Annotated in this window: 28 protein-coding genes; 17 read left to right on the forward strand and 11 right to left on the reverse strand. The window is 71.9% G+C overall.

Translation table 11 applies throughout. The features are described from left to right. The 4 genes from AB0A74_RS10770 to AB0A74_RS10785 are packed head-to-tail and all read left to right on the forward strand — an operon-like array spanning position 1 to position 3,297. The gene (locus tag AB0A74_RS10770; protein ID WP_358248607.1) at positions 1–1,140 is read left to right on the forward strand and encodes a transglycosylase SLT domain-containing protein; all 1,140 of its coding nucleotides are present in this window, start codon (positions 1–3) and stop codon (positions 1,138–1,140) included. Between the two features lie 19 nt (positions 1,141–1,159). Then, the gene (locus tag AB0A74_RS10775) at positions 1,160–2,305 is read left to right on the forward strand and encodes a pyridoxal phosphate-dependent aminotransferase (protein WP_358248608.1); all 1,146 of its coding nucleotides are present in this window, start codon (positions 1,160–1,162) and stop codon (positions 2,303–2,305) included. Positions 2,306–2,343: 38 nt separating this feature from the next. Then, a complete protein-coding gene (locus AB0A74_RS10780) occupies positions 2,344–2,517 on the forward strand; it encodes a hypothetical protein (RefSeq protein WP_358248609.1) in 174 nt (57 codons plus the stop codon). A 36-nt stretch (positions 2,518–2,553) separates the two neighbouring features. Beyond that, the gene (locus AB0A74_RS10785) at positions 2,554–3,297 is read left to right on the forward strand and encodes an ion channel (protein ID WP_358248610.1); all 744 of its coding nucleotides are present in this window, start codon (positions 2,554–2,556) and stop codon (positions 3,295–3,297) included. On the opposite strand, the gene AB0A74_RS10790 is transcribed toward AB0A74_RS10785, so the two are convergent. Together AB0A74_RS10790 and AB0A74_RS10795 are read right to left on the reverse strand one after the other, a co-directional pair. After that, complete coding sequence (locus AB0A74_RS10790) at positions 3,294–3,884, reverse strand: HAD-IA family hydrolase (RefSeq protein WP_358248611.1); 591 nt, start codon at positions 3,882–3,884, stop codon at positions 3,294–3,296. The two genes, AB0A74_RS10785 and AB0A74_RS10790, sit on opposite strands and share 4 nt — an antisense overlap. Beyond that, a complete protein-coding gene (locus tag AB0A74_RS10795) occupies positions 3,881–4,900 on the reverse strand; it encodes a GntG family PLP-dependent aldolase (RefSeq protein ID WP_358248612.1) in 1,020 nt (339 codons plus the stop codon). Before AB0A74_RS10795 ends, AB0A74_RS10790 begins: the two co-directional genes overlap by 4 nt. A gap of 152 nt (positions 4,901–5,052) precedes the next feature. Here AB0A74_RS10795 and AB0A74_RS10800 point away from each other — a divergent pair, with 152 nt between their 5' ends. The 7 genes from AB0A74_RS10800 to purB all read left to right on the forward strand — a co-directional run bounded on the left by AB0A74_RS10800 (position 5,053) and on the right by purB (position 10,212). Beyond that, a complete protein-coding gene (locus tag AB0A74_RS10800; protein WP_358248613.1) occupies positions 5,053–5,571 on the forward strand; it encodes a SigE family RNA polymerase sigma factor in 519 nt (172 codons plus the stop codon). A 15-nt stretch (positions 5,572–5,586) separates the two neighbouring features. Further along, a complete protein-coding gene (locus AB0A74_RS10805; RefSeq protein ID WP_358248614.1) occupies positions 5,587–6,333 on the forward strand; it encodes a hypothetical protein in 747 nt (248 codons plus the stop codon). An 82-nt stretch (positions 6,334–6,415) separates the two neighbouring features. Beyond that, entirely contained in the window at positions 6,416–6,739 is a 324-nt protein-coding gene (locus tag AB0A74_RS10810) for a multidrug efflux SMR transporter (RefSeq protein ID WP_358248615.1), read from the forward strand. A gap of 13 nt (positions 6,740–6,752) precedes the next feature. Continuing rightward, positions 6,753–7,340, forward strand: coding sequence for a TetR family transcriptional regulator (locus AB0A74_RS10815; RefSeq protein ID WP_343934013.1), 588 nt, complete (start codon positions 6,753–6,755; stop codon positions 7,338–7,340). A 65-nt stretch (positions 7,341–7,405) separates the two neighbouring features. Further along, positions 7,406–7,936, forward strand: coding sequence for a SigE family RNA polymerase sigma factor (locus tag AB0A74_RS10820; protein WP_358248616.1), 531 nt, complete (start codon positions 7,406–7,408; stop codon positions 7,934–7,936). Continuing rightward, the gene (locus tag AB0A74_RS10825; protein WP_358248617.1) at positions 7,933–8,679 is read left to right on the forward strand and encodes a hypothetical protein; all 747 of its coding nucleotides are present in this window, start codon (positions 7,933–7,935) and stop codon (positions 8,677–8,679) included. The genes AB0A74_RS10820 and AB0A74_RS10825 overlap by 4 nt, the downstream gene beginning before the upstream one ends. Positions 8,680–8,781: 102 nt before the next feature. After that, the gene (gene purB / locus AB0A74_RS10830; protein ID WP_358248618.1) at positions 8,782–10,212 is read left to right on the forward strand and encodes an adenylosuccinate lyase; all 1,431 of its coding nucleotides are present in this window, start codon (positions 8,782–8,784) and stop codon (positions 10,210–10,212) included. Positions 10,213–10,543: 331 nt separating this feature from the next. On the opposite strand, the gene AB0A74_RS10835 is transcribed toward purB, so the two are convergent. The 4 genes from AB0A74_RS10835 to AB0A74_RS10850 form a co-directional block, all read right to left on the reverse strand. Next, complete coding sequence (locus tag AB0A74_RS10835) at positions 10,544–10,957, reverse strand: hypothetical protein (RefSeq protein WP_358248619.1); 414 nt, start codon at positions 10,955–10,957, stop codon at positions 10,544–10,546. A gap of 90 nt (positions 10,958–11,047) precedes the next feature. After that, on the reverse strand, positions 11,048–11,797 hold the full coding sequence (locus AB0A74_RS10840) for an amino acid ABC transporter ATP-binding protein (RefSeq protein ID WP_358248620.1): 750 nt from the start codon (positions 11,795–11,797) through the stop codon (positions 11,048–11,050). Beyond that, positions 11,794–12,627, reverse strand: a complete 834-nt coding sequence (locus AB0A74_RS10845; RefSeq protein WP_358248621.1) for an amino acid ABC transporter permease — start codon at positions 12,625–12,627, stop codon at positions 11,794–11,796. Before AB0A74_RS10845 ends, AB0A74_RS10840 begins: the two co-directional genes overlap by 4 nt. Further along, entirely contained in the window at positions 12,624–13,475 is an 852-nt protein-coding gene (locus AB0A74_RS10850) for an ABC transporter substrate-binding protein (RefSeq protein WP_358248622.1), read from the reverse strand. The genes AB0A74_RS10845 and AB0A74_RS10850 overlap by 4 nt, the downstream gene beginning before the upstream one ends. A gap of 64 nt (positions 13,476–13,539) precedes the next feature. Between AB0A74_RS10850 and AB0A74_RS10855 the strand changes: the two genes are divergently transcribed. Both AB0A74_RS10855 and AB0A74_RS10860 read left to right on the forward strand, forming a co-directional pair. Then, on the forward strand, positions 13,540–14,424 hold the full coding sequence (locus tag AB0A74_RS10855; RefSeq protein WP_358248623.1) for a phosphoribosylaminoimidazolesuccinocarboxamide synthase: 885 nt from the start codon (positions 13,540–13,542) through the stop codon (positions 14,422–14,424). 107 nt (positions 14,425–14,531) lie between these two features. Continuing rightward, on the forward strand, positions 14,532–15,245 hold the full coding sequence (locus AB0A74_RS10860) for a DUF2334 domain-containing protein (RefSeq protein ID WP_358248624.1): 714 nt from the start codon (positions 14,532–14,534) through the stop codon (positions 15,243–15,245). Here the strand turns inward: AB0A74_RS10860 and AB0A74_RS10865 are convergent. After that, complete coding sequence (locus AB0A74_RS10865) at positions 15,167–15,778, reverse strand: MBL fold metallo-hydrolase (RefSeq protein ID WP_358248625.1); 612 nt, start codon at positions 15,776–15,778, stop codon at positions 15,167–15,169. The genes AB0A74_RS10860 and AB0A74_RS10865 overlap by 79 nt on opposite strands. A 111-nt stretch (positions 15,779–15,889) precedes the next feature. Between AB0A74_RS10865 and AB0A74_RS10870 the strand changes: the two genes are divergently transcribed. Next, positions 15,890–17,032, forward strand: coding sequence for a serine protease (locus tag AB0A74_RS10870; RefSeq protein WP_358248626.1), 1,143 nt, complete (start codon positions 15,890–15,892; stop codon positions 17,030–17,032). Here the strand turns inward: AB0A74_RS10870 and AB0A74_RS10875 are convergent. Beyond that, the gene (locus AB0A74_RS10875) at positions 17,016–17,978 is read right to left on the reverse strand and encodes an NAD-dependent epimerase/dehydratase family protein (RefSeq protein WP_358248627.1); all 963 of its coding nucleotides are present in this window, start codon (positions 17,976–17,978) and stop codon (positions 17,016–17,018) included. The genes AB0A74_RS10870 and AB0A74_RS10875 overlap by 17 nt on opposite strands. Before the next feature lie 1,261 nt (positions 17,979–19,239). Between AB0A74_RS10875 and purS the strand changes: the two genes are divergently transcribed. The 3 genes from purS to purL are packed head-to-tail and all read left to right on the forward strand — an operon-like array spanning position 19,240 to position 22,405. After that, entirely contained in the window at positions 19,240–19,479 is a 240-nt protein-coding gene (gene purS / locus AB0A74_RS10880) for a phosphoribosylformylglycinamidine synthase subunit PurS (RefSeq protein WP_343934029.1), read from the forward strand. Further along, a complete protein-coding gene (gene purQ, locus AB0A74_RS10885; RefSeq protein WP_358248628.1) occupies positions 19,476–20,147 on the forward strand; it encodes a phosphoribosylformylglycinamidine synthase subunit PurQ in 672 nt (223 codons plus the stop codon). The genes purS and purQ overlap by 4 nt, the downstream gene beginning before the upstream one ends. Continuing rightward, complete coding sequence (gene purL, locus AB0A74_RS10890) at positions 20,144–22,405, forward strand: phosphoribosylformylglycinamidine synthase subunit PurL (RefSeq protein ID WP_358248629.1); 2,262 nt, start codon at positions 20,144–20,146, stop codon at positions 22,403–22,405. The genes purQ and purL overlap by 4 nt, the downstream gene beginning before the upstream one ends. Before the next feature lie 49 nt (positions 22,406–22,454). Here the strand turns inward: purL and AB0A74_RS10895 are convergent, their stop codons facing one another. The 3 genes from AB0A74_RS10895 to AB0A74_RS10905 form a co-directional block, all read right to left on the reverse strand. Further along, a complete protein-coding gene (locus tag AB0A74_RS10895) occupies positions 22,455–23,246 on the reverse strand; it encodes a lysozyme (protein ID WP_358248630.1) in 792 nt (263 codons plus the stop codon). A gap of 111 nt (positions 23,247–23,357) precedes the next feature. Beyond that, positions 23,358–24,104 carry a lysozyme gene (locus AB0A74_RS10900; protein ID WP_358248671.1) on the reverse strand — a complete coding sequence of 249 codons (747 nt, stop codon included), beginning with the start codon at positions 24,102–24,104 and terminating at the stop codon, positions 23,358–23,360. 128 nt (positions 24,105–24,232) lie between these two features. Further along, on the reverse strand, positions 24,233–25,078 hold the full coding sequence (locus AB0A74_RS10905) for an aldo/keto reductase (RefSeq protein WP_358248631.1): 846 nt from the start codon (positions 25,076–25,078) through the stop codon (positions 24,233–24,235). Positions 25,079–25,121 lie beyond the last annotated feature (43 nt).

Raw genomic sequence — 25,121 nt, forward strand, 5'->3', positions numbered from 1 at the left:
GTGAGTGCGTTCGACGAGGTGGCGGGTCTGCCGGGTGGGGCGGGACTGGCCGCGTTGGCCGACCGGGTGGAGACCGCCCGGCCCGAGGCGGTTCGCGAGATCGCGGCGCGGTGGAAACAGGCCGCCGCGGCCGGTGGCGATTCGGGCAATGCGGTCAAGCAGGCCGTTGTCGGGCTGGACGGCGCCTGGGAAGGCGGGTCCGCCGATGGCTTTGTCGCCTACATGGGCGAATTCGCGCGGTGCGGGACGGCGTTGACCGAAGCGTTGACCGCGGCGGCGGGTGATCTCGAATCCGTGGCGACGGCGTTGGAATCGGCGAAGTCGTCGGTCGAGCGCATTTGTGAGGACCTGCTCAGCCGGGTGCGGCGGTTGCGGCAGCAGGCGCACGGGATGCCGCCGGAGGACGTGGACAGCGCGATCCGCGGGATGTGCGCGGAGGCGGAGGGCGACGCCGGGCCGGTGATCGCGCAGGCGGAGCAGGCGTTGAGCGGGGCGTTGGGGGCGTTGAAGGGGCGGGCCGGGTCGATCACGCCTGCCTTCTCGACCATGGCGGACCCCGGCACGCAGGCCTTCGTGCCCGCGCCGGGCCGGCCGGTGGAGTGGAGCCCGACGCCCGAGCCGGAGACCAGGCCCGCGCAGGCCGACCCGACGCCGTCCGACCCGGGCGGGTCCGGCGGGTCGAGCGGGTCCGGCGGCTCGGGTGGGTCCGGTGGCGGGGTGGGTGGCGGCGGGATGGGTGGTCTGGGGCCGTCGGGTGGGCCGCCGGCCAGTGGTCCGCCGCCGGGCAACGTCGAGCAGTGGATCCGGGAGGCGATCAAGATCCTCCAGGCCAACGGCATCCCGGTGACGGAGGAGAACATCGACGAGATCTGGACGATCATCCAGAAGGAGTCCGGCGGGAACCCGCACGCGATCAACGACTGGGACTCGAACGCCGCGAAGGGGACGCCGTCGAAGGGCCTGATGCAGTGCATCGACCCGACGTTCCAGGCGCACAAGCTGCCGGGTCACGACGACATCTGGAACCCGGTGGACAACATCATCGCCGGTGTCCGGTACACGTTCTCGCGCTACGGCGGGTTCGAGGGGCACCCGGGGCTGAAGTCGATGGCGTCGGGCGGCGGGTACCAGGGCTACTAGCGCGGATTAGCCTGTGGCCATGTTGGGTGTAGCCGCTCGGGCCGATGTGCCGCCGTTCCACGTCATGGACATCGTGTCCGCCGCCGCCCAGCGGCAGCGGACGCACGGGGACGTCGTGTCGCTCGCCGCCGGGCAGCCGTCCAGTCCCGCGCCCGAGCCGGTGCTGCGGGCCGCCGAGCACGCGTTGCGGCACAGCCCGCTCGGGTACACCGAGCAGCTCGGCACCCTCGAACTGCGGACCGCGCTCGCCGGGCACTACCGCCGCCGGTACGACCTCGACGTCACCGCCGACGACGTCGTCGTCACGACCGGCTCGTCCGGCGCGTTCCTGCTGGCCTTCCTGTCCGCGTTCGACAGCGGCGCGCGGGTGGCGCTCGCCCGGCCCGGCTACCCCGCCTACCGGAACATCCTGCGGGCCCTGGGCTGCGAGGTCGTCGAGCTGCCGTGCGGGCCGGAGACGCGGTTCCAGCCGACCACCGAGGTGCTCGACGCCGCTGGACCGCTGGACGGGCTGGTCGTGGCCAGTCCCGCCAACCCGACCGGCACCGTGCTCAGCCCCGCCGAGCTGGCCGCCCTCGCGACCTGGTGCACCGCCCGCGGCACCCGGCTGATCAGCGACGAGATCTACCACGGCATCAGCTACGGCACGCCCCTGGCCTGCGCGTGGGAGACCTCCCGCGACTCGGTCGTCGTGAACTCGTTCTCCAAGGCCTTCGCCATGACCGGCTGGCGGCTGGGCTGGATGCTCATGCCGCCGGACCTGCGCGACGCCGCCGACCGGCTCACCGGCAACTTCACCTTGTGCCCGCCGGCCCTGGCCCAGCACGCGGCCGTGCAGGCGTTCACGCCGGAGTCCTACGAGTACACCGCCTCGCTGGTCGACGGGTACCGGCACAACCGGGACGTCCTCCTCGCCGGCCTGCACGACCTGGGCATCACCCGGATCGCCCCGGCGGACGGCGCGTTCTACGCCTACGCCGACGTGTCGCACCTGACCGACGACTCGATGGCGTTCTGCCGCCGGCTGCTCGCCGACACCGGCGTGGCGATCGTCCCCGGCATCGACTTCGACCCCGTGCACGGCCACGAGTTCGTCCGGTTCTCGTTCGCCGGCAGCGCGCAGGACATGGACGAGGCGCTGCGCCGGCTCAAGGCGTGGCTGTAGCGCGGAACTCCCAGGTCAGCCCGCCCGTTGTCCCGGGCATGGTCAAGATAATCCTGTGGCTGCTCGCGATCTGGGTCGCGCTGAGCCTGGTGGGCGCGGTCGTGAAGGGCTTGTTCTGGCTCGCGATCGTCGGCGGGGTGCTGTTCCTCGGCACGGCCGCTTACGGGGCGATCAAGAGCAGCGGTCGGAAGGGCGTCAACGGGCCTCGTTAGTTGGAAAACCGCTGCTCCGGCGGTCACCATGGGGCGGTGTTGGACAGCGATGAGCGTCGGCTGACCCGGTGGGAGCGGCGGGTCGAGTGGCCGCTGACGGTGCTGGCCGTCGTGTTCCTGGTGGTCTACGCCTGGCAGGTGCTCGACAACCGGGCCACCAACGGGCTGCACCTGGCCCTGGAGGTCGCGCTCTGGGGCGTGTGGCTGGTGTTTGCGCTGGACTACGTCGCGCGGTTCACGCTGGCCGTGGACAAGCGGCGGTTCTTCGTCACGCACCTGTTCGACCTGCTCACGGTGCTGCTGCCGATGATCCGGCAGCTCCGGGTGCTGCGGCTGATCACCGTCCTGAAGGTGCTCAACCGGCGGTTCGCGGGCAAGGTGCGGCAGCGCATCGGCCTGTACGCGGCGGGCGTGACCGTGCTCGTGGGGCTGTGCGCGTCGCTGGCCGTGCTGGACGCCGAGCGCAACCACCCGGACGCGACGATCACGACGTTCGGCGACGCCGCGTGGTGGACGCTGACCACGATCTCCACCGTCGGCTACGGCGACCGCTACCCCGTCACGTGGGAGGGGCGGCTGGTCGCCGCGCTGCTCATGATCGGCGGGATCGCGCTGCTCGGTGTCATCACCGGCACCATCGCGTCGTGGCTGGTCGAGCGGCTGAGCGGGGTCGAGGACCAGGTCGCGGAGGCCGAGGAGGCCACGCTGGCCGAACTCCGCTCGGTGAAGGCGGAGCTGGCCGAACTGCGCGCCGAGCTCCGCGCCTCCCGCGACCCCTAGAGCAGGCCGAGCCGGGCCAGCTCCGCCCGCGCGTGGTCGGCGCCCCGCCACTCCACGCCGGTCCACCCCGCCTCGACGGCCCCGGTCACGTTCTCCGGCCGGTCGTCGAAGAACACGCAGTCCGACGACCCGAGCAGCTCCGCCACCGACGCCCACACCTCCGGCGCGGGCTTGGCCACCCCGAGGTCGCCCGAGAACACCAGGTGGTCGAAGTGCCGCGTCCACGACTGCTCCGCCAGCGCCCGCCCGAGCGACGACGGCGCGTTGGACAGCAGCGCCAGCGGCACCCCGGCCGCCGCCAGCTCCGCCACCAGCGCGACCGCCGGCCGTGACGCCCGCAGCCACACCGCGAAGTCGGCCCGGTTCAGCTCCGCCGCCAACCCCTCGGACACCTCGACGTCCAGCGCCCTGCCGACCGACCGCCAGTACTCCAGGTCGGACATCCCGTGGTCGTAGGCGAGCCGGAAGCTCCAGTACACCTCCTCGAACCGGTCCGCCGGCGCGTCCAGCACCCCCGCCAGCGCGTCCAAGCCGGTGTGCGGCTCGCTGAGCACGTTGCCGTAGTCGAACACGACCCACCGGGTCACGAGCTGACCGACCCGATCCGCCGCAACGCCTCCGCCACGTCCTCCGCCGTCACGTCCCGGTGCAGCACGAACCGCACCTTCCCCGACATCGGCCCGGCGAACACGCCCAGGTGGCGCAGCCCGGTCAGGGTGACCTCCAGGTCCGGCACGCCCGCCAGCACGATGTTGGTCTCCGGCTCCACGACCTGCCAGCCCAGCTCGGTCAGGCCGCGCGCCAGCGCGCGGGCGTTCGCGTGGTCGGCGGCCAGGTCGTCGATGCGGTCCAGGCCCACCAGGCCGGCCGCTGCCAGCACACCGCCCTGCCGCACGCCGCCGCCGAGCATCTTGCGCACCCGCCGCGCCTCGGCGACGAACGCCCGCGTGCCCGCCACGACCGAGCCGACCGGCGCGCCCAGGCCCTTCGACAGGCACACCTGCACGGTGTCCACGCCCACGGTCAACGCCGCCGGCGGCACGCCCAGCGCCACCGACGCGTTCCACAGCCGCGCGCCGTCGAGGTGCACCTTCAGGCCCGTCTCGCGGGCCGCCGACACGAGCAGGGCGTGCTCGTCGGGCGGGGTGACGGTGCCGCCGGCCGCGTTGTGGGTGTTCTCCAGGCACAGCAGGGTCGTGCGCAGCGAGTAGTACGGGCCGTCGGCGCCGGCCGCCGCGCGCACGGCGTCCGCGGTGAACCGGCCGGGCGCGTCCCACTCCAGCGGGTGCGGCATGCCGCCGGCGATCCACGCGGCGGTGCCCAGCTCGTTGTCCAGGACGTGCGCGCCGCGCGCGGCGAGGAACCGGTCGCCGGGCCGCAGGTGCACGGTCAGCGCGATGAGGTTGCCCATCGACCCCGACGGCACCCACAGGGCGGCCTCCACGCCCAGCAGGTCGGCGACCCGCTCCTCCAGGGCGAGCATGGTCGGGTCGTGTTCGAGCACGTCGTCGGCCACTTCGGCGGTGGACATGGCCAGCCGCATGGCTTCGTCGGGGCGGGTGACGGTGTCGGACCGGAAGTCCAGGGGTGCGAGCTGGGTCACGAATGGATCACATCACACGCGGCAAGGCCTTACCGCGCGCGGTCGCCGGTACCACGATGGGGGTGACGCAAGTCTCGGACGACGGGCGTGCAACCGTGGGCCGCCCCGGTTCCGTCCGGTAGGTGCAAGCACGACGAGCGGAGAGAGTCCGCGTGGATCAGCGCGACGAGCAGGAGTTCGCGGAGTACTTCGCAGCTCGCCGGGAGGCCGTGCGCCGAACGGCGTTCCTGCTCTGTGGTGACTGGCACCGGGCGGACGACCTCGCGCAGACCGCGTTCGTCGCGTTGCACCGGAGGTGGCGGAAGGTCCGGGACAAGCAGGCCTTGGACGCGTACGTCCGCCGGACGCTGGTGCGCGCGGTGATCGACGAGTCGCGACGCCCCTGGCGGCGCGAGCGGTTCGTGGACTCGGTCCCGGACACGCCCGCGCACGACGGGGAGGTCGGCGACGCGGTGGCGACGCGCGAGACCCTGGTCGCGGGCTTGAAGCGGGTGCCGCCCCGGCAACGGGCGGTGCTCGTGCTGCGGTTCCTGGAGGGCCTGGACGTGTCGGCCGCGGCCGAGGTGCTCGGGTGCTCCGAGGGGACCGTGAAGAGCCAGACCTCGCGCGGGCTGGAAGCCCTGCGGGAGGCGCTGGGGGACGCGATCGACGACCTGAGGCCCGCGTCGTGAAGGGGAGGTGCTGAGGTGGACGAGCGCAAGCTCGCGGAGCTGTTCCGCGACGCCGCGGGCGGTGCGGCGCCGCCGCCGTCGTTCGACGTGGGCAGCGTGCGCGCCGAGTCGGCGCGGGTGACCGCCCGGCGTCGGACGCGGGTCGCGCTCGGGTCCACCCTCGCCGTGGTGCTGCTGTTCGGCGGTGTCCTCGTGACGACCGACCTCACGCGGCAGGACTCCGGTGGGCTCACGGCGTCCGCGGGTTCCGCTCAGGACTCCCCGTCCCCTAACCTCACCCCGTTCGCCGTTCCGCAGGAGGGACAGCAGCGCGCGGAGACCGACCAGAGCGGCGAAGCGCTGCCCAAGAGTGGCCCCGACGCCCCGTCTACGCAGGGGGACGGCACGTCGGGGACGACCGGTCGCATCGCGCCCGGTGGCACCTCCGGGTGCCAGGAGGTGGACCGGGAGCTTGCCGTCGCCCTCGCCGACAAGCTCCCGGCCGCCGACGGTCTCCAGCCCGCGCCCGCCGCCGCGCAGTGCCCGCCGGGGTCGCGCGGCGCGTCCTACCTGGTCCGCGACGGTTCGATCCCCGGTGTGGTGTCGGTGGTGCTGGTGCCGCCGGGGACGCTGACCGTGCCGTCGAGTGCGACCGCCGAGGCGTCGAGCCCGGCGAAGACCGGCGTGGTGCACGTGCTGAGCGAGCCGGAGGCCGGGTCGTCGGTCGCGCCGTTCGCGGCGGAGCTGGACGAGTTGGCGCGGGAGATCGCCGCGAAGTTCTGACGTGGTTGTGGTGGTCACCTTCTGGTACGGCTGTGCCAGTAATTTGGTACGGTTGTGCCAGATTACTTCGGAGGTGGTCGTCATGGCGTGGGCCGTGCTCATCGTGTCCGGCTTGTTCGAGGCCGGCTGGGCGGTCGCGCTGAAGCTGTCCGACGGTTTCAGCAGGCTGTGGTGGACGGTCGCGTTCGCGGTGTTCGCGCTGATCAGCTTCGCCGGCCTGGCGTGGGCGATGAAGCAGCTGCCCGCCGGACCGGCGTACGCGGTGTGGACCGGCATCGGCGCGGCGCTCACCGCCGTCATCGGCATGGTGTGGCTGGGCGACGGCGTCTCGACGCTCAAGCTCGTGTCGCTGGGGCTCATCGTGAGCGGTGTCATCGGCCTGAACCTGGCCGGTGGCGGGCACTAGTACCTTTCTCCCGATGACTGCCGCAACGCCCAAGGGCGAGCGCCGGCGCCAGGCGCTGGTCGAAGCCGCCGCCGGCCTCCTGGTCGACGGCGGCTTCGACGCGGTCCGGCACCGCGCGGTCGCCGAGCGCGCCGGCCTGCCGCTCGCGTCCACGACGTACTACTTCGACTCGCTGGACGAGCTGGTCACGGCCGCCCTGGAGTTCCACGGCCGGGCCGAGCTGGAGTACGGCAAGGCGCGGCTGGACGAGCTGGACCCGGGCGAGTGCGGCGGCGAGGCCTTCATCGACCTGGTCCTGGACCTCCTGCTCGGGCCGCCGGCGGGCGACCGCGACGCCGAGGCCGTGCTCCTGCGCTACGAGCGGCTGGTGGCCACCGGCCGCCGCCCGTACCTGCGGCCGTTGATGCGCAAGCTCAGCGGCGAGCTGCACGGCCTGCTCCTGGACATCTTCACCCGCGCCGGCCAGCCCGTCGGGCGCGAACGCGTGGAGGAGCTGATCGCCCTGGTCGACGGCGCGGTGGTGAACGCCCTGATCGAGATCAGCCCCGACCCCCGCGCCGCCGCCCGCCGCATGCTCGCCAAGGCCATGCAACCGCGCTGACCCCTCGGTGCAACCCCTCCGGTCACCCGTTCGTGTAAGTGGTGGAGGGTCCGGAAGGGGTGCGGATGGGCACGGCCGACGAGCAGGGCTTCCGCGAGTTCGCGGTGGGTCACGCCGCCGCACTGCGGCGCACCGCCTACCTGTTCTGCGGCGACTGGCACACGGCCGAGGACCTGATGCAGGCGAGCCTGCTCAAGCTCTACCAGGCGTGGCACCGCGTCGAGTGGCGGGACAACCCCTCGGCCTACGCGCGCAAGGTGCTGCTGCGGACGTGGCTGGACGAGAAGCGCAGACCGTGGCGGCGGGCCGAGCAGCGCGACGGCGAGGTGCCCGACCGGGCCGACGCGTCCGCCGACCCCGACCTGGCCGAGGAGAAGCTGTGGGCGCGCGACCTGGTGCACGCGGCCCTGCTGCGCGTGCCGCCCCGGCAGCGGGCGGTGCTCGTGCTGCGGTACTTCGAGGACCTGCCGGTCAGCGAGGTGGCGGTGGCGATGGGCTGCACCGAGGGCACGGTCAAGAGCCAGACGGCGCGTGGGCTGGTCGCGTTGCGCGCGGCGGTGGAACAACTGGAGGCGGGGGCGGTGGTGGCGTCATGAGCGAAGCGGAGCTGAGGGAGAGCCTGCACGCGGCGGTCGCGGACGAGCCGCCGTTGAACTTCGACCCCGATCTGCTGATCGCCCGCGCGGAGACGTTTCGCCGGCGCCGTCGGGCGCTGGTGGCGGTGGGTGTGGCGACGTTCGCGCTGATCGGGACGGTGCTCGCGCTGCCCGGCGTCCTCGCGCCGCCGCGCGGGTCCGTCGACGCGGCCCGCGTGCTGACCACGACCGCGCGGCCCGAACCGAGCCCCTCGGTGGTGAGCGCCCCGGCCCCGGTGTCCGTCGAGGAGGGCGTGGAGCACCTGAGCGGCTACCTGACCAAGCGGGTGACGGAGGTCGTGCCGACCACGGTGGACGTCAAGGTCGACTTCTCCGACACGCGGAAGCTCACCCGGGGCCACGTCACCGGGTACGTGTTCCTCTCCGGCAAGCGCGGCACCACCAGCCTCACGGTGGAGTTCATCGGCCCGCCGGTCGTGGTGACTCGCGCGGCCTTCTGCGCGCCGGCCCAGTGCGACCCGTCCCGGATCCAGCCGGACGGCAGCCGGGTGGAGGTGGCGTCGTCGGTCGCGCCGGAACGTGAGCTGTTCACCCACATGGTCGCGCACTTCCGCCTGGACGGGACGGTCGTGGTGATCACCGGGCACGACTACGACCGGAGCGGCGCGGAGCCGGTGGCGCCGATCACGCCGGACCAGCTCATCGCCCTGGCCACCGACCCGGTGCTCACCCTGACCGGCTGACCGGCTGACCGGCTGGCTGGCTGACCGGGTGATGGGGTGACTGGTTGCGGCGGTGGGTGGCTGGCGGCGGGCGGCGCCCCGGTGGGCAACTATCCTGTGGCGGTGACGAGCAAGCCCAGGATCGCCAATGTCCTCGCAGGTCGCTACGCCTCCACCGAGCTGGCCACGCTGTGGTCCGCCGAGCACAAGATCGTGCTGGAGCGGGAGCTGTGGCTCGCGGTGCTCAAGGCCCAGGCCGAGCTCGGCGTCGCCGTGCCGGACGGCGCGGTGGCCGACTACGAGCGGGTCGTCGAGCAGGTGGACCTCGCCTCGATCGCCGAGCGCGAGCGGGTGACCAGGCACGACGTGAAGGCCCGCATCGAGGAGTTCAACGCCCTCGCCGGCCACGAGCACGTCCACAAGGGCATGACCTCCCGCGACCTGACCGAGAACGTCGAGCAGCTTCAGGTGCTGCGCTCGCTGGAGCACGTCCGCGGCAAGACCGCCGCCGTCCTGGCGCGCCTGGCCCGCCTCGCCGCCGAACACGCGGACCTGGTCATGGCCGGCCGCTCGCACAACGTGGCCGCGCAGGCCACCACCCTGGGCAAGCGCTTCGCGTCCGCGGCCGACGAGGTGCTGGTCGCCTTCCGCCGGCTGGACGAACTGGTCGCCCGCTACCCGCTGCGCGGCATCAAGGGCCCGGTCGGCACGGCGCAGGACATGCTCGACCTGCTCGACGGCGACCACGACAAGCTGGCCGAGCTGGAGCGCACCGTCGCGGGCCACCTCGGCTTCGAGCGCGTGCTGACCAGCGTCGGCCAGGTCTACCCGCGCTCGCTGGACTTCGACGTGGTGTCGTGCCTGGTCCAGCTCGCGGCGGGCCCGTCGAGCCTGGCCAAGACGATCAGGTTGATGGCCGGCCACGAACTGGTGACCGAGGGCTTCAAGCCGGGCCAGGTCGGCTCCAGCGCGATGCCGCACAAGATGAACACGCGCTCGTGCGAACGCGTGAACGGCTTCGCGGTCATCCTGCGCGGCTACCTGTCCATGGTCGGCGAGCTGGCGGGCGACCAGTGGAACGAGGGCGACGTCTCCTGCTCGGTCGTGCGCCGCGTGGCCCTGCCGGACGCGTTCTTCGCCTTCGACGGCCTGCTGGAGACGTTCCTGACGGTGCTGGACGAGTTCGGCGCGTACCCGGCGGTGGTCGCGAACGAACTGGACCGCTACCTGCCGTTCCTGGCCACGACGAAGGTCCTGATGGCGGCGGTGCGGAAGGGCGTCGGGCGCGAGACGGCGCACGAGGCGATCAAGGAGAACGCGGTCGCGGTGGCGTTGGCCATGCGCGAGCAGGGTGCTGGGAACGACCTGTTGGACCGGTTGGCGGCGGACGCCCGGTTGCCGCTGGACCGGGACGAGCTTCAGGCGTTGCTGGACGACCGGTTGTCGTTCACGGGCGTGGCGGGGCAGCAGGTGGCGAGTGTGGTGGCTCAGGTGGAGGACGTGCTCGCGAAGTACCCGACCGCCGCCGGGTATGTTCCCGCGCCGATCCTTTAGCGTCCACGCGCTGGCTCTCAAGATCAAGAGCGTAAAAGCAAAAAGCTCAAAAGCTCAAAAGCGGGCTTGGGAGGCCTCCAGTGGGGGGAAGGGCTGCGTGTTCCCCACCGCATGACCTGGCGGAGCCAACCACAGATCGGCCCGGGTGCCGCTAAAAACTTTTGCTCGTTCCTCGCAAAACTTTTTGGCCGCACCCGGGCCGATCTGTGGTAGCCCTTCGGGCAGGTCATACGGTGGGGAACACGGAGCCCCTTGTGGCTGGGAGCCCGGCCGCGCGGAGCGCGGCGAAAGGCTGGCCGCTGCGCGGCGAAGGCATTGTGCGGTGAGTGGGTTAGGGCCTGACCCAGAAGAGCCTGCCTCGGCGGGACTTTTCGCAGACCAGTGGCCTGCCTGCCGGGTCCGTCGCCGTTTCGCCCTCCGTGTCGCACGGGAAGCCCAGCAGGGCCACCTCGCGCAGCGGCGGCTGGGTCGGCTCGACCTCGGTCGGCTGTGGCTGGACCTGGACCGGCGGCTGGGCCCGCGGGGGTGGGGGTGGTTCGGTGGTCGCGGCTACCGTCGTCGGGTTCGTGGTCGGGGCCGGGCGGACCGAGATCGAGGCGTTGGGCGGGACCGAGTGGCTCGTCGGGGACGGCGTGATGCTCGGCACCGGGACCGGGGTGGGTGAGGCCTGGGGTTTGCCCCACGCGCCCAGCAGGAGGCCGACGCCTACCGCGACCGGTGCCCAGACCACCTTCCGTGCCATCACGGGTAGCAGGGTAGGGGGCACCCGTCCGATACCCAAGTGACCCTCACCTCACCCCGCCTTCACCCGCCGTTCGACCGGCCTCAACCCGCCCTACAACCGGCCCGCCTCGATGATCCTCCGCAGGAACTGCCGCGTCCGCTCGTGCTCCGGCTCGCCCAGCACCTGCTCCGGTGGTCCGGACTCGACCAGGCGCCCGCCGTCCAGGAAGCACACGCGGTCGGCGACCTGGCGTGCGAAGCCCATCTCGTGGGTGGCCATGAGGATGGTCCGGCCCTGCCCGGCCAGCTCCCTGACCAGCGCCAACACCTCCCCGACGAGTTCCGGGTCCAGGGCGCTGGTGATCTCGTCCAGCAACAGCAGCCGGGGCGAGTACGCCAACGACCTCGCGATCGCCACCCGTTGTTGCTGGCCGCCGGACAAGCGGTCCGGGTAGCTGCCGGCCTTCTCGGCCAGGCCCATCCGCTCCAGCAGCTCCAGCGCGGTCCGCTCGGCCTCACCCCGCGCCACGCGGTGCACCACGCGCGGCGCGAGGGTGATGTTGTCCAGGACCGTCATGTGCGGGAACAGGTTGAACGCCTGGAAGACGATGCCCATCGCGCGCCGGGCCACGTCCGCGTCCACCCTCGGGTCCGACACGTCCACGCCGTCCAGCAGCACCTGGCCGTCGTCCAGCTCCTCCAGCAGGTTCACGCACCGCAGCAGCGTCGACTTGCCCGAACCGGACGAGCCGATCAACGCCACCACCTCGTGCTCGCGCACGTCCAGGTCGACGCCGTCGAGGACGGTGTGCGGCCCGTAGCGCTTGACCAGGTTCCGCACGCTGAGCACCGGGGCGGTCATCGACGGCCCTCCCGGCGTTCCGCGCGCCGCGCCATCGCGTCCGCGAACCGCGCCGACGGCACCGCCAGCAGCACGAACAGCAGGCCGGCCAGCACGTACGGGGTGAAGTTGAACGTCCTGGCCTGCTCGATCTGCGCCGCCCGCACCGCGTCCACCGCGCCCAGCACGGAGATCAGCCCGCAGTCCTTCTGCAACGCCACGAAGTCGTTCAACAACGCCGGCAGCACCCGTCGGACCGCCTGCGGCAGCACCACCAGCCGCAGCGTCCGGCGCGGTCCGAGGCCCAGCGACCGGGCCGCCGCGACCTGCGACGGATGGACCGATTCAATGCCCGCGCGGAACACCTCGGCGACGTAGGCCGTGTAGGTCAGCACCAGGGCCGCGCCGCCCAGCACCACGTAGTCGTTGGGCACGCCGGTCAGCCGCAGCGCGGGCAGCCCGAACCCGACGAGGTACAGGGTGAGGATCAGCGGCATGCCGCGGAACAGGTCCACGTACGCCGTGGCCAGCGCCCGCACCGGGAACCACACCGGTCCGCGCAACGTGCGCAGCGCCGCCACCCCCAGCCCGAGCACCAGGATCAGCACCCCGCACACCAGCAGCACGCGCAGGTTCAGCCACAGCCCTTCGAGCACGGCGGGCAGCGCGCGCCACGCCACGTCGACGTCGAAGAACGAGTCGCGGACCCGCGGCCAGCCCGGCGCGCCGGTGATCGTGGCGTACGCGACGGCGGCGAACGCCACGGTGGACAGCAGGGCGACCACCGTGGACCGCCGCGAGCGGAAGCGCTTGTACGCCAGGCGCTCCCGCTGCAGCTCGGAGACGGTCACTTCAGCTCGGGTGCGTTGCCCGCCGACGACAGCCACTCCTGCTCCAGCTTCGCGAGCGTGCCCTTCGAGCGCAGGGACTCGACGGCGTTGGAGACGCAGCCGGTGAGCGGGCTGCCCTTGTCCAGCACGATGCCGAACTGCTCGGGCCGGCCGTCGCCCGCGGGGACCTGGCCGATGATCTGGCCGTCCTCCAGCTCGGCGGAGGTGATGTAGAAGGCGGTGGGCAGGTCCACCACCAGCGCGTCGATCTGCCCCGCTCGCAGGGCGGCCTTGGCGTCGTCGTTGGTGTTGTAGACGGCCACGTCCTGCTCGGCCGCCAGGCGCTTGGCCGCCTCGAACGACGTGGTGCCGACCTGCGCGCCGATCTTGACCTTCTTCACCTCGGCGAGCGTCTTCACCGACGCGGCCTTGGACGACTTCAGGGTGATCAGCACCTGGTCCACGTCGTAGTACGGCGCGGAGAAGTCGACCGCCTGCTTGCGCTCCTCGGTGATGGAGAACTCGTTGATGTCGGCGTCGTAGGACTTCTTGCCGGGCTGGATGGCCGCGTTGAACGGCACCCGCGTCCACACCACGTCGGTCTTGGCGTAGCCGAGCTCCTCCGCGACCGCGTAGGCGACGGCCGATTCGAAGCCCTTGCCGTTCGTGGGGTCGTCGTCCACGAACCACGGCTGGTAGACCGGCTGGTCCGTGCCGAACGTGATCTTGCCGGGGGTCAGGGTCGCCAGCTTGTCCTTGGTGCAGGCGACGCCGTCGACCTGGGTCGGGGTGGGGGTGGCCTGGTCCGCGGGGGCGCAGGCGGCGGCCAGCAGGGCGGCCACGGCGAGTATCGATGCGGGTGCACGCATGGCAGGAATCTTGCCGCAGGTGGGAAGGGCCGCCCATGACCTGGGACGAAGTAGGCTTCGGGCCGTGCCCAAGCTCGCTGACTACCGCCAGATCGCGGCCGGCAAGGTCCGCAGCATCCACGAGGTGGACGACAAGCTGTTGCTGCTCGTCGCCTCGGACCGGATCTCGGCCTACGACCACGTCCTGACCACGCCCATCCCGGACAAGGGCCGGGTGCTCACCGCGATGAGCGTGTTCTGGTTCGAGAAGTTCGCGGACCTGGTGCCCAACCACCTGGTGGCGTGGGACGACCCGCGCATCCCGGCGGAGGTGCGCGGCCGGGCGTTGCTGGTCCGGCGGCTGGACATGGTGCAGGTCGAGTGCGTGGCGCGCGGCTACCTGACCGGGTCGGGCATGGTCGAGTACCGGCAGAACGGCGCGGTGTGCGGGGTCGAGCTGCCGCCGGGGCTGGTGGAGGCGTCCGAGCTGGCGGAGCCGATCTTCACGCCCGCGACCAAGGCCGCGATCGGCGAGCACGACGAGAACGTGTCGTTCGAGCACGTGGTGGAGGCGGTGGGCCTGGACCTGGCCACGCGGCTGCGCACCGCCACGCTGGACGTGTACGCGGCGGCGCGGGAGTTCGCCCGGTCGCGCGGGGTGGTCCTGGCCGACACGAAGTTCGAGTTCGGGCTGGACGCCGACGGCACGCTGGTGCTCGGCGACGAGGTGCTGACGCCCGACTCGTCCCGCTACTGGCCGGCGGACTCCTACGAGCCCGGCCGCGTGCAGCCGTCGTTCGACAAGCAGTACGTGCGCGACTGGCTGACCTCGGCGGAGTCCGGCTGGGACCGCGCCTCGGACACCCCGCCCCCGCCGCTGCCGGCCGAGGTCGTCGCGGCGACCCGCGCCCGGTACGTCGAGGCCTACGAGCGCATCACCGGGCTGTCGTTCGACGACTGGATCTCGTAGCCGCCGGCCCCGCGCGTCGGCCCTCGTGACCGGAGTTCGCGCGATCGGTCACGGCACGTCACCTGGCCGTCAGGCGGGCGACACGCCGGTGCGGCGCACTGGTGGGCATGGTCGCCACCCTCGTGGTTTCGCTGTCCGGCATCGGGCCGAGCACGCTCGCCCGGTGCGCCGACCTGGCCGACGAGCTGGACCGGCGGCGGGTGCCGCTGTCGTTGCTGCTCGCGCCGCGCAAGGCCGTGCCGGGCGCGGCGCTGGACTGGGTGCGGGCCCGGGTGCGCGGGGCGGACGCGCTGGTCCTGCACGGGTTCGACCACGACGCCGACCCGTGCCGCCGCCCGGTGTCGCTGCGCCGGCGGGCGGAGTTCTCGGCGCTGCCCGCGCACGAGGCGGGCCTGCGGCTGGTCGCGGCGCGGGCCGCGCTGCACCGGCTCGGCCTGGCCACGGACTCCTTCGCGCCGCCGAGCTGGCTCGCGTCACCGGGCACGCTGGTCGCGTTGCGCCGGCACCGGTTCGCGGTGTGCGCGGACATGGCGGGCGTGCGCGACCTGCGCACCGGTGACGTGCGGCCGGGCCGGGTGCGGATGGTGACCGACCACTGGAGCTACCTGGCCGGCGTGGGCCGCGCGGCCCGGCGCGGCGCGCTGGTGCGCATCGGCGTGGACGCGGCCGACCTGGACCGGCTGCGCGACCCGGTGCTGGACGCCGTGGACCTGGCCCTGCACCACGAAGCCGTGCCGAGGACCTACAGCTCGGCCGACTCGCCCCTGGGCAGCACCATGAACTCCGTCCCCTCGGGCGCGGTGCTCGACAGGACCCGGTAGTAGACCTCGGTCCGGGCCACGATCGCCTCGTGGATCGGCACGGCGATCCGCGGGCGGACCCGGCCGAGGAAGTCGGCGGCGTCGGACAGCTTCATCCACGGCGCGGCGGTGGGGACGGCGAGGACGTCCACCCGCACGTCGGGCACGGTCAGCGAGTCGCCCGGGTGGTAGAACGCGCCGTGCTCGACCAGGTAGCCGACGTTCGCCGGGACCTCCACGGACGGGTGGATCTGCTCGTGCGGCGCGTCCACCACGAGCACGGAGACGTTCTCGACGTCCAGCGCCTCGCCGGGGCGGGCGGCCTGCGCGCCGTCGAGTTCGTCGGCCGCGTAGAAGACCGCCTTCGGGTTGTTGGCGAGCAGGTCGTCGAGGCGGTCCCGGTCGAGGTGGTCGGGGTGGCGGTGCGTCACGAGCACCGCGTCCAGGTCCCTGACCTCCTCGAACCCGGTCGACCAGGCGCCCGGGTCGAACAGCAGGCGGGCGGCGCCGGTGTCCACCAGCACGCACGAGTGTCCGAAGTGGACGATTCGCATCCTTGAAACCTTCCGCGTGAATTACCGACGTTCGGCGGGGAGACACGAACGGGTGATGTGAGGACCATCACTGGATGTAGTTGTCCCTGCTCACAACGTGAGGTGAACACAGTGCGGAGCACCCTGCGCCTCCTCGCTGCCGCCCTGCTCGTTGTACCCGTGCTGGCGGGAACCGCAACCGCCGCCACGGCCGCGGAGCACTTCGAGCAGACCCAGAAGGTCGGCCAGGACGAGGTCGTCTCGACCGTCGTCGGCGGCCGGTCCACCGAGACCACGATCTCGCGTCCCGGGTCGTGGTACCTGAAAGCCCACTTCAGCGCCCTGCGGCTGGTGGCGGGCGACGTCCTGACCGTCGCCAACCCCGCGGGCACCGAGTCCTACCGGTACACCGCCGACCCGCTCGCGTCCGGCACGGCGTCCGCGGACGCCACCGGGTTCTGGGCGATGTCGATCACCGGTGACCGCGCGGTCGTGTCGATCAAGGGCCGGGACGGCGGCGCGCCGCACCCCGCGTCCCGCGCGAAGCTCGACAAGATCACCCGGGGCTTCACCGACGCCGAACTGGCCCGGGAAGCCGAACTCGCGCCGATGAGCATCTGCGGCACGAACGACTACCGCGACGTCGCGTGCTACCAGTCGAGCAACCCGACGGAGTTCGGCAAGACCCGGCCCGTCGCGAAGCTGCTGCGCAACGGCGGGTCGCTGTGCACGGCGTGGCGGGTCGGTCCGAACAACCGGATGCTGACCAACAACCACTGCTTCACCAGCGGCACCGGCATCGAGGTGTGGTTCAACTACCAGTGCCCGACGTGCGGCGGGACGACGTCCGCGACGGTCACCAAGGTGCTGGTGTCGTCGGTGCTGAAGACCAACGCGGCGCTGGACTACACGCTGTTCAGCGTCACCAACTTCAGCACCATCAGCTCGTTCGGCTACCTGGAGCTGGACGCGCGCGTGCCGGCGGTCGGCGAGGAGATGTACATCGTCGGCCACCCGGCGGGGAAGCTGAAGAAGCTGTCCCTGCGCGACGACCAGAGCGGCGGCGGGTACTGCAAGGTGACCGCGGTGCGGGTGAACGGCGACTCGTCGCAGTCCGACATCGCCTACAAGTGCGACACCGAGGGCGGGTCCTCGGGTTCGCCGGTGCTGTCGCGGCAGACGCACAAGGTCATCGGCCTGCACCACTGGGGCGGGTGCCCGAACCAGGGCGTCCGGATCGACCTGATCGCGGCCCAGGTCAACCCACTGCTGTGAGCAACTCGGCCTCCGCGTCCGCGGGCAGCCCCGCGCGGCGCTGACGGTCGAGGCCGAGGCCGCGTTCGTACTCCAGCGAGTCGAGCGCGGTCTCGGCGGTCGGGCGCGGTCTGAGGCCCGCGGCCAGCGCCGGTCCGGCGTCGCGGAACATGAGCGCGCGGTGCGAGGCCGGCAGCCAGAGCGGCAGCGAGCGCGGGCCCGCCCACGGCGCGATGCCGTGCTGTTCGAGGACCTGCTCGGGGATGCGGACCAGTTCGGTGCCGGGTGGGGCGGTCGCGCCGGCGATCTCGCCGAGGACGAGGCTGAGCGGGTTCGAGGGGCCGATGGCGTCGAAGGTGCCGGTGGTGCCGTTCTCGGCGGAGTCGACGATCCAGGCGGCGAGGTCGCGCACGTCGACGTGCTGCGCGGGCTGGTCGGGGACGTCGGGCACGGCCACCCGCCCGCCGCGCGAGAGCCGGTTGGGCCAGTACCCGAACCGGTCGCTGGTGTCCCCGGGCCCGGTGATCAGCCCGGCGCGGACGATGAACGCGTCCCGGACTTCCTTGACGGCGTTCTCGCTGGCGACCTTCACGCTGCCGTAGCGCTCGGGCGTCATCGGCGCGTCGGGGTCGTCTTCGAGGGGCGGGAGGGTCTCGGTGCTGCCCGGCGTCGCGTGGTCGGCGTAGACGGAGCAGGTCGAGACGAACGTCCAGTGCCGAGCCTGCACCGATCTGACGGCGTCCCGCACCCAACTCACACTGCGCGCGACATCCACGACCCCGTCGAACCACTCGCCGGTGAGGCCCCCGAGCCCGTGGTTCCGATCGACCGGCACGTGCACAGCCCCGTCCGGCACCACCCCGGACTCGCCGCGAGCAGCACAAACCACATCATGCCCCCGCCGAACAGCCTCCCCCGCCACCGCCCGCCCGAGGAACACCGTCCCACCCAGCACCAGGATCCGCATGATCCCCACCCTCCGGCGCTACACCCTCCACCGCCAGCCGATCAGCCCACAGCGAACGCGACGGCGGTGGAACACCTGTTCGGCCGCCAGTCGGTGAAGGAGAAGCCCGCGCGCAGGCGCGCCATTCTGTTCGTGGTGGCGCCCTCAAGAGACCGGAGTGGCCTACGAGCACATCGGCAGGCGTCGCCGAACCGCTGCTGTGGCTCGCGGACATCGCCGCGTGGTGCCACGGCGCGGGCGAGGACTGGGCGCGGCGGATCACGCCGGTCATCGGTTCGGTCGTCCGCCTGGACGGGCCGTAGAAAGCGCGAAGCGTGGCCGCCGACCGTCCGGACGGGGACCACGCTCACTTCTCCGGCGTACGGGCCGGAGCTGCTTCCAGGCTAGCACCGGCGACCCCCGCGGCCGGGCTCTCGATCGGGTGAAACGCTCGGCGGGTGTGAACAGGCGTTCGGGTGCTGTAGCTCGAACAGCGGAGTGCCGATGTGTTGTCGTGACCGTGCACGCGTTCGTCGACGAATCCCGCCGCCAGGACACCTACTACCTGGCCGCCGCCGTCGTCCACCCCCGCCAACTGCGCCAGACCCGCTCGCAACTGCGAGGACTGCTCTTCCCCGGCCAGCGGGAGTTGCACTTCAAGAAGGAGACGTTGCCCCGCAAGCGGCTGATCGTCTCCACGTTGTGCGCGCTCGGCGCGGAGGTCGGCCTCTACTCGGCGAGCTGCCGCCTGGGTGAGGAGCGGGCGCGGCAGGAGTGTCGGACGCGGTTGGCTCGGGACCTCGTCGGGGTGGGGGCCATGCGCCTGGTGCTCGACAGCCGTGAAGGTCGGGACTTCCGCGACCGCGAGACCATCGGGCGCGTGCTCCGCAAGGCCGGTCGGGACGTGCCGCTGACCTACGAGCACGTCGCCAGTCAGGACGAGCCGCTGTTGTGGATCGCCGACGTCGCCGCGTGGTGCCACGGTGCGGGCCAGGACTGGGCCCGGCGGATCGAGCCGGTGTTGGGGGACGTCGTCCGACTGGACTGGCCCTGGATAGCGCGAAGCGCGGCCGGCCGTCCGTCCGAACGGGTGCCGCGCTCACTTCCCCGGCCTATTGGCCGAAGCACCTCAAGATTAGCACGCGGCACCCCCGAACCCGCTGCTCTCGATCGGGTGAACCCAGGTGAACGTGTGCCGCCCGCCACCTGTGAAGTTGATGAACACCCAGGTCAGGTAGGCTTCGGCAGTACCGCCAGCCCTCCTACCAGGGAGCAGCCTGTCGTGGCCCGAGTCGTCGTCGACGTCATGCCGAAGCCCGAAATCCTCGACCCGCAAGGACAGGCGGTGGCCAACGCGCTGCCCCGCCTCGGGTTCGACGGAATCACCAGTGTCCGCCAGGGCAAGCACTTCGAGCTGGAGGTCGCCGACGACGTCGACGACGCCACGCTCGCCAAGATCGCCGAGACGTTCCTCGCCAACCCCGTGATCGAGGACTGGGTCGTCCGGCGGGTCGACGCATGAAGGTCGGGGTCATCACCTTTCCCGGCACGTTGGACGACGTCGACGCCGCCCGCGCGGTCCGGTACGCGGGTGGGGAGGCGGTCAGCCTCTGGCACGCCGACCACGACCTGAAGGGCGTGGACGCGGTCATCGTCCCCGGTGGGTTCTCCTACGGCGACTACCTGCGCTGCGGCGCCATCGCCCGGTTCGCCCCCGTGATGCAGGAAGTGGTCGAGGCCGCGAACAAGGGGATGCCCGTGCTGGGCATCTGCAACGGCTTCCAGATCCTCTGCGAGGCGCACCTGCTGCCCGGCGCGCTGATCCGCAACCACAAGCTGCACTTCGTGTGCCGCGACCAGTGGCTCAAGGTCGAGAACAACGAGACCGCCTGGACCACCCGGTTCGAGAAGGGCGCCGAGGTCCTCGTCCCCCTCAAGTCCGGCGAGGGCGGCTACCAGGCCGACGACGAGACCCTCAAGGAGCTGGAGGGCGAGGGTCGCGTGGTGTTCCGCTACGTCGGCGACAACCCGAACGGCTCGCGCAACGGCATCGCCGGCATCACCAGCGCCAACGGCCGCGTCGTGGGCCTCATGCCGCACCCGGAGCACGCGATCGACGCCCTCACCGGCCCCACGGACGACGGCCTCGGCATGTTCCTGTCCCTGCTCGACGCGGTGGTGAGCGCATGAGCCTCGACACGGTCAAGAACGCCGAGTCCACGCCCGACCAGGAGCAGCCCTACAAGGAGCTGGGCCTGAAGGACGACGAGTACGCCCGCATCCGCGAGATCCTCGGCCGCCGCCCGACGGACGCCGAGCTGGCGATGTACTCGGTGATGTGGAGCGAGCACTGCTCCTACAAGTCGTCCAAGGTGCACCTGAAGTACTTCAGCGAGACCACCACCGACGAGATGCGCGCCAAGATGCTCGCGGGCATCGGCGAGAACGCGGGCGTCGTCGACATCGGCGACGGCTGGGCGATCACGTTCAAGGTGGAGAGCCACAACCACCCGTCGTACGTCGAGCCCTACCAGGGCGCGGCGACCGGCGTGGGCGGCATCGTCCGCGACATCCTCGCGATGGGCGCCCGCCCGCTGGCCGTGATGGACCCGCTGCGCTTCGGCCCCGCCGACGCCCCGGACACCCGTCGCGTGCTGCCCGGGATCGTCGCCGGCGTCGGCGGCTACGGCAACTGCCTGGGTCTGCCCAACATCGGCGGCGAGGTCGTCTTCGACGCGTCGTACTCCGGAAACCCGCTGGTCAACGCGCTGTGCGTGGGCGCGATGCGAGTGGAGGACCTGCACCTGGCGCACGCCTCGGGCGCGGGCAACAAGATCATCCTGTACGGCGCGCGGACCGGGCTCGACGGCATCGGCGGCGTGTCCGTGCTGGCGTCGGAGACCTTCGACGACACCGCCGGCAAGCGCAAGAAGCTGCCGAGCGTCCAGGTGGGCGACCCGTTCACCGAGAAGGTGCTGATCGAGTGCTCGCTGGAGCTGTTCCGGCAGAAGCTCGTCGTCGGCATCCAGGACCTGGGCGGCGCTGGCCTGTCGTGCGCGACGTCGGAGCTGGCCAGCGCCGGTGACGGCGGCATGCGCGTGCAGCTGGACCGGGTTCCGCTGCGCGCCTCGGGCATGACGCCCGCCGAGGTGCTGTCCAGCGAGTCGCAGGAACGCATGTGCGCGGTCGTGCGGCCCGAGGACGTCGACGCGTTCATGGCCGTCTGCGCCAAGTGGGACGTGATCGCCACCGAGATCGGCGAGGTCACCGAGGGCGACCGCCTGGTCATCACGTGGCACGACGAGGTCGTGGTGGACGTCCCGCCGCGCACCGTCGCCCACGAGGGCCCGGTCTACAACCGGCCGGTGCAGCGCCCCGCCGACCAGGACGCCCTCCAGGCCGACACCCCGGACCGGCTGCCGAAGCCGGCCCGCGAGGAGCTGCTCGACCTGGTCAAGACCATGGCGGCGTCGCCGAACCTCGCGTCGCGCCGGTGGGTCACCCAGCAGTACGACCGGTACGTGCGCGGCGGCACCGTCCTCGCGCAGCCGGCCGACTCGGGCATGATCCGGATCGACGAGGAGACCCACCGGGGCGTGGCGCTGTCCACGGACTGCAACGGCCGCTACACCAAGCTCGACCCGTACACGGGCGCGAAGCTGGCCCTGGCCGAGGCGTACCGGAACGTGGCGACCACGGGCGCGACGCCGGTGGCGGTCACCAACTGCCTGAACTTCGGCTCGCCCGAGGACCCGGCCGTGATGTGGCAGTTCGAGCAGGCCGTGAAGGGCCTGGCGGACGGCTGCGTGGAGCTGGGCATCCCGGTCACCGGCGGCAACGTCAGCTTCTACAACCAGACCGGCGCGACGGCGATCCTGCCGACCCCGGTCGTGGGCGTGCTGGGCGTGATCGACGACGTCCGCCGCCGCACCCCCACCGGGATCGGCGCGGAGGCCGGCGAGACGCTGCTCCTGCTCGGCGAGACGCACGAGGAGTTCGGCGGCTCGGAGTGGGCGCACGTCGTCCACGGCCACCTCGGCGGCCTCCCGCCCCGCGTGGACCTGGCCCGGGAGAAGCTCCTGGCGGAGATCCTGGTGGCGGGCTCGCGCGACGGCATGCTGTCGGCGGCGCACGACCTGGCCGAGGGCGGCCTGGCGCAGGCCCTGGTCGAGACGTGCCTGATCGGTGAGACCGGTGCGCGGGTGTTCCTGGAAGGGGACCTGTTCACCGAGCTGTTCAGCGAGTCGGCGGGCCGCGTGCTGGTGGCGGTGCCCCGGACCGAAGAGCTGCGCTTCACCGACATGTGCACCGCGCGCGGGTTGCCGTGGCGCAAGGTCGGCGTGGTGGACCCGGAGTCGCGGGCGCTGGAGGTCCAGGGCCTGGGCGAGCTGGACCTGGCCGAGGTGCGCGAGGCCTGGGAAGGCACCCTGCCGGCGCTGTTCGACTGAGCACGGCCGGAGGGCGCGCGGTGACCGGTGGTCGCCGCGCGCCCTTCGCTCATCCGTTGGCCAACGCCTGGAGACGGTCGTAAGCGCCGTTGAAGACGTTCTGGTCGATCGGGCTCGACGAGTACTGCCAGAACGTGTAGTAGCTCCACCGGTAGGGCAGGGTGCCCACCGTGGACGCGTACCGGGCCACCCACAACGGGTTGGTCGTGGTGAAGTCGCCCGGCGCGCACTGGTTCCACCAGCTGGTCGAGGTGTAGATGACCGGCCACCGCCCGGTCCGGTAGTGGTACCGGTCCGAGAAGGACCGCACCCACGCGATCATCGACGCCTGCGAGAGCCCGTAGCAGGTGGAGCCGTACGGGTTGTACTCCATGTCCAACGCGCCGGGCAGGGTCTTGCCGTCGCGCGACCAGCCCCCGCCGTTGTTGACGAAGAAGTCCGCCTGGGCGGCGCCGCCGGACCGGTCCGGCAGGGCGAAGTGGTAGGCGCCGCGGATCATGCCGACGTTGTAGGAGCCGTTGTACTGCTGGGCGAAGTACGGGTTGCGGTAGGTGGTGCTCTCGGTCGCCTTGACGTAGGCGAAGCGCTTGCCCTGGCCCCACCAGTACGCCCAGTCGACGTTGCCCTGGTGGGAGCTCACGTCGATGCCGTACACCACCGCCTGGGCGCTGGGGTCGGTGTTGATCACGATCCGGCGGTCGCCACCGCCCTCGTGCTTGCGGATCTGGGAACCCATGGCGTGGTCGTCGACGGCGGGGGCGGCCTGTGCGGGGGTCAGGGTGGTGGTGATCAGGGCGAACGCGGTCGCGGCGAGTGTGGCGCCGCGCAGGAGTGCTCTCATGGCGAACACCTTTCGAGCCAGTGCAGGGGGTGACTCGTTGGGCAGTGTGCCGCTGTTCTAACCGGATAGCCAGACTTCGTGTTAATTGGTCACGAAACGGAGTAGTCCGGCTCAGCCCCGCGCGAAGCGGGCCAACTGCTCCGCGCGGCCGTTGAACAGGTTCTGGTCGCCCGGGAACAGCCCGGCCGCCCGCCACTGCCAGATGGTCTCGTAGCTCCACCCGTGCGGCAGGGGGCCGAGGGTGTCGTTGTACTGCGCGACCCACAACGGGTTGGTGTCGCCGAACGACCGGGACGTGCCGACGCACCTGGTCCACCAGCTCGTGGACGTGTAGATCGTCGGGTGCCGGCCGGTGCGCTCCCGGACCCGGTTGCTGAAGTCCTCGACCCACGCGCCCATCGCGTTCTGGTCCAGGCCGAAGCACGTGTCCCCGTAGGGGTTGTACTCCATGTCCAGCGCGCCGGGCAGGGTCTTGCCGTCGGACGACCAGCCGCCGCCGTTGTCCACGAAGAAGTCCGCCTGCTCCCGGCCGGACGAGCGGTCGGGCAGGGCGAAGTGGTAGGCCCCGCGGACCATGCCCACGGCGTAGGAACCGTTGTACTGCTGGGCGAAGTTCGGGTTGCGGTACCCGGTGCCCTCGGTCGCCTTGACGTAGGCGAACCGCGCGCCGTCCGCCCACGCCTTCGGCCAGTCGACGTCGCCCTGGTGGCTGCTGACGTCCATCCCGGGCACCTTGCCCTCGGTCGGGGGGTCGCCGGAGCGCCCCCAACCCTCGTGCTTGGCGATCTGCGAGCCCGCGTAGTGGTCGGCGGAACCCTCCGGCAGGCCTTGCGCGGCGGGCGCGATCGCCAGGGTGATGGCGATCGCGCCCGCATGTGTCAAGCAGGTGCGGAACCTCATCGGTGAGCCCCCCGTTCGCCGTAGACCGTTGGTGCGCCTGGCCTAGATCGTCGGGCAACGCCTGCGGTTCCGCATCCGGGCGGGTGTCACCCGTCCAGGCGCTTCAGCTCGTCGTCGGTGAGCACCAGGTGCACCGCGGCGGCCGAGTCGCGGATGCTCGCCGGCCGCGACGAGCCCGGGATCGGCACCACGACCGGCGACTTGGCGAGCATCCACGCCAGGCACACCTGCTGCGGGCTGACCCCGTGCGCGTCCGCGACCTCGGCGAACGCGCCGAACCGCTCGCCGAGCCGCCCGGCGGCGCTCATCCCGCCCAACGGGCTCCACGGCAGGAACGCGATGCCCAGCTCGTGGCACAGGTCCAGCTCCGGCTCGCTGGACCGGAACGCGGGCGAGAACTGGTTCTGCACGGCGGCGAGCCGGCCACCGAGCACGTCGTCGGCCTCGCGGATCTGCGCCGGGTCGAAGTTGGACACGCCCGCGAACCGGATCTTGCCCTCGTCGAGCAGCTCGGCGAGCGCGCCGACGGACTCGGCGGTCGGCACGGCCGGGTCGGGCCGGTGGAACTGGTAGAGGTCGATCACCTCCACCCCGAGCCGCCGCAACGACCGCTCGCACGCGGCCTTGAGGTACTCCGGGCGGCCGTTCAGTCCCCAGTCGCCGCCGGGCGTTCGGGTGTGCCCGCCCTTGGTGGCGACCAGGACGCCGGTCACCCCCTTCAGGGCCTCGGCGAGCAGCTCCTCGTTGTGCCCGAAGTCGTGCTCGTCGGCGGAGTAGGCGTCGGCCGTGTCGAACAGCGTGACCCCGGCGTCGAGGGCCGCGCGGACGGTCTCGACGGCCTGGTCGCGGGACGGCCGGCCCGCCAGGGACAGGGGCATCGCGCCCATGCCGATGGCGCTGACCTCGGCGTCGGCGATCCGGCGCTGGTGCATGGTGTGCTGGTCCTTTCGTCGGCTGTCCCCACCAGCGTGCGCC

This window comes from Saccharothrix sp. NPDC042600, from assembly GCF_040647305.1.
GTDB classification, from domain to species: Bacteria; Actinomycetota; Actinomycetes; order Mycobacteriales; family Pseudonocardiaceae; genus Actinosynnema; species Actinosynnema mutabilis.

What these genes read in the sequence shown, in the direction of transcription:
- AB0A74_RS10775 (WP_358248608.1), top strand. Translation starts at nt 1,160, where the DNA reads ATGTTGGGTGTAGCCGCTCGGGCCGATGTGCCGCCGTTCCACGTCATG.
- AB0A74_RS10780 (WP_358248609.1), top strand. Translation starts at nt 2,344, where the DNA reads ATGGTCAAGATAATCCTGTGGCTGCTCGCGATCTGGGTCGCGCTGAGC.
- AB0A74_RS10810 (WP_358248615.1), top strand. Translation starts at nt 6,416, where the DNA reads ATGGCGTGGGCCGTGCTCATCGTGTCCGGCTTGTTCGAGGCCGGCTGG.
- AB0A74_RS10815 (WP_343934013.1), top strand. Translation starts at nt 6,753, where the DNA reads ATGACTGCCGCAACGCCCAAGGGCGAGCGCCGGCGCCAGGCGCTGGTC.
- AB0A74_RS10820 (WP_358248616.1), top strand. Translation starts at nt 7,406, where the DNA reads ATGGGCACGGCCGACGAGCAGGGCTTCCGCGAGTTCGCGGTGGGTCAC.
- AB0A74_RS10825 (WP_358248617.1), top strand. Translation starts at nt 7,933, where the DNA reads ATGAGCGAAGCGGAGCTGAGGGAGAGCCTGCACGCGGCGGTCGCGGAC.
- AB0A74_RS10840 (WP_358248620.1), bottom strand. Translation starts at nt 11,797, where the DNA reads ATGACCGCCCCGGTGCTCAGCGTGCGGAACCTGGTCAAGCGCTACGGG.
- AB0A74_RS10850 (WP_358248622.1), bottom strand. Translation starts at nt 13,475, where the DNA reads ATGCGTGCACCCGCATCGATACTCGCCGTGGCCGCCCTGCTGGCCGCC.
- AB0A74_RS10860 (WP_358248624.1), top strand. Translation starts at nt 14,532, where the DNA reads ATGGTCGCCACCCTCGTGGTTTCGCTGTCCGGCATCGGGCCGAGCACG.
- AB0A74_RS10865 (WP_358248625.1), bottom strand. Translation starts at nt 15,778, where the DNA reads ATGCGAATCGTCCACTTCGGACACTCGTGCGTGCTGGTGGACACCGGC.
- AB0A74_RS10875 (WP_358248627.1), bottom strand. Translation starts at nt 17,978, where the DNA reads ATGCGGATCCTGGTGCTGGGTGGGACGGTGTTCCTCGGGCGGGCGGTG.
- purQ (WP_358248628.1), top strand. Translation starts at nt 19,476, where the DNA reads ATGAAGGTCGGGGTCATCACCTTTCCCGGCACGTTGGACGACGTCGAC.
- purL (WP_358248629.1), top strand. Translation starts at nt 20,144, where the DNA reads ATGAGCCTCGACACGGTCAAGAACGCCGAGTCCACGCCCGACCAGGAG.
- AB0A74_RS10895 (WP_358248630.1), bottom strand. Translation starts at nt 23,246, where the DNA reads ATGAGAGCACTCCTGCGCGGCGCCACACTCGCCGCGACCGCGTTCGCC.
- AB0A74_RS10905 (WP_358248631.1), bottom strand. Translation starts at nt 25,078, where the DNA reads ATGCACCAGCGCCGGATCGCCGACGCCGAGGTCAGCGCCATCGGCATG.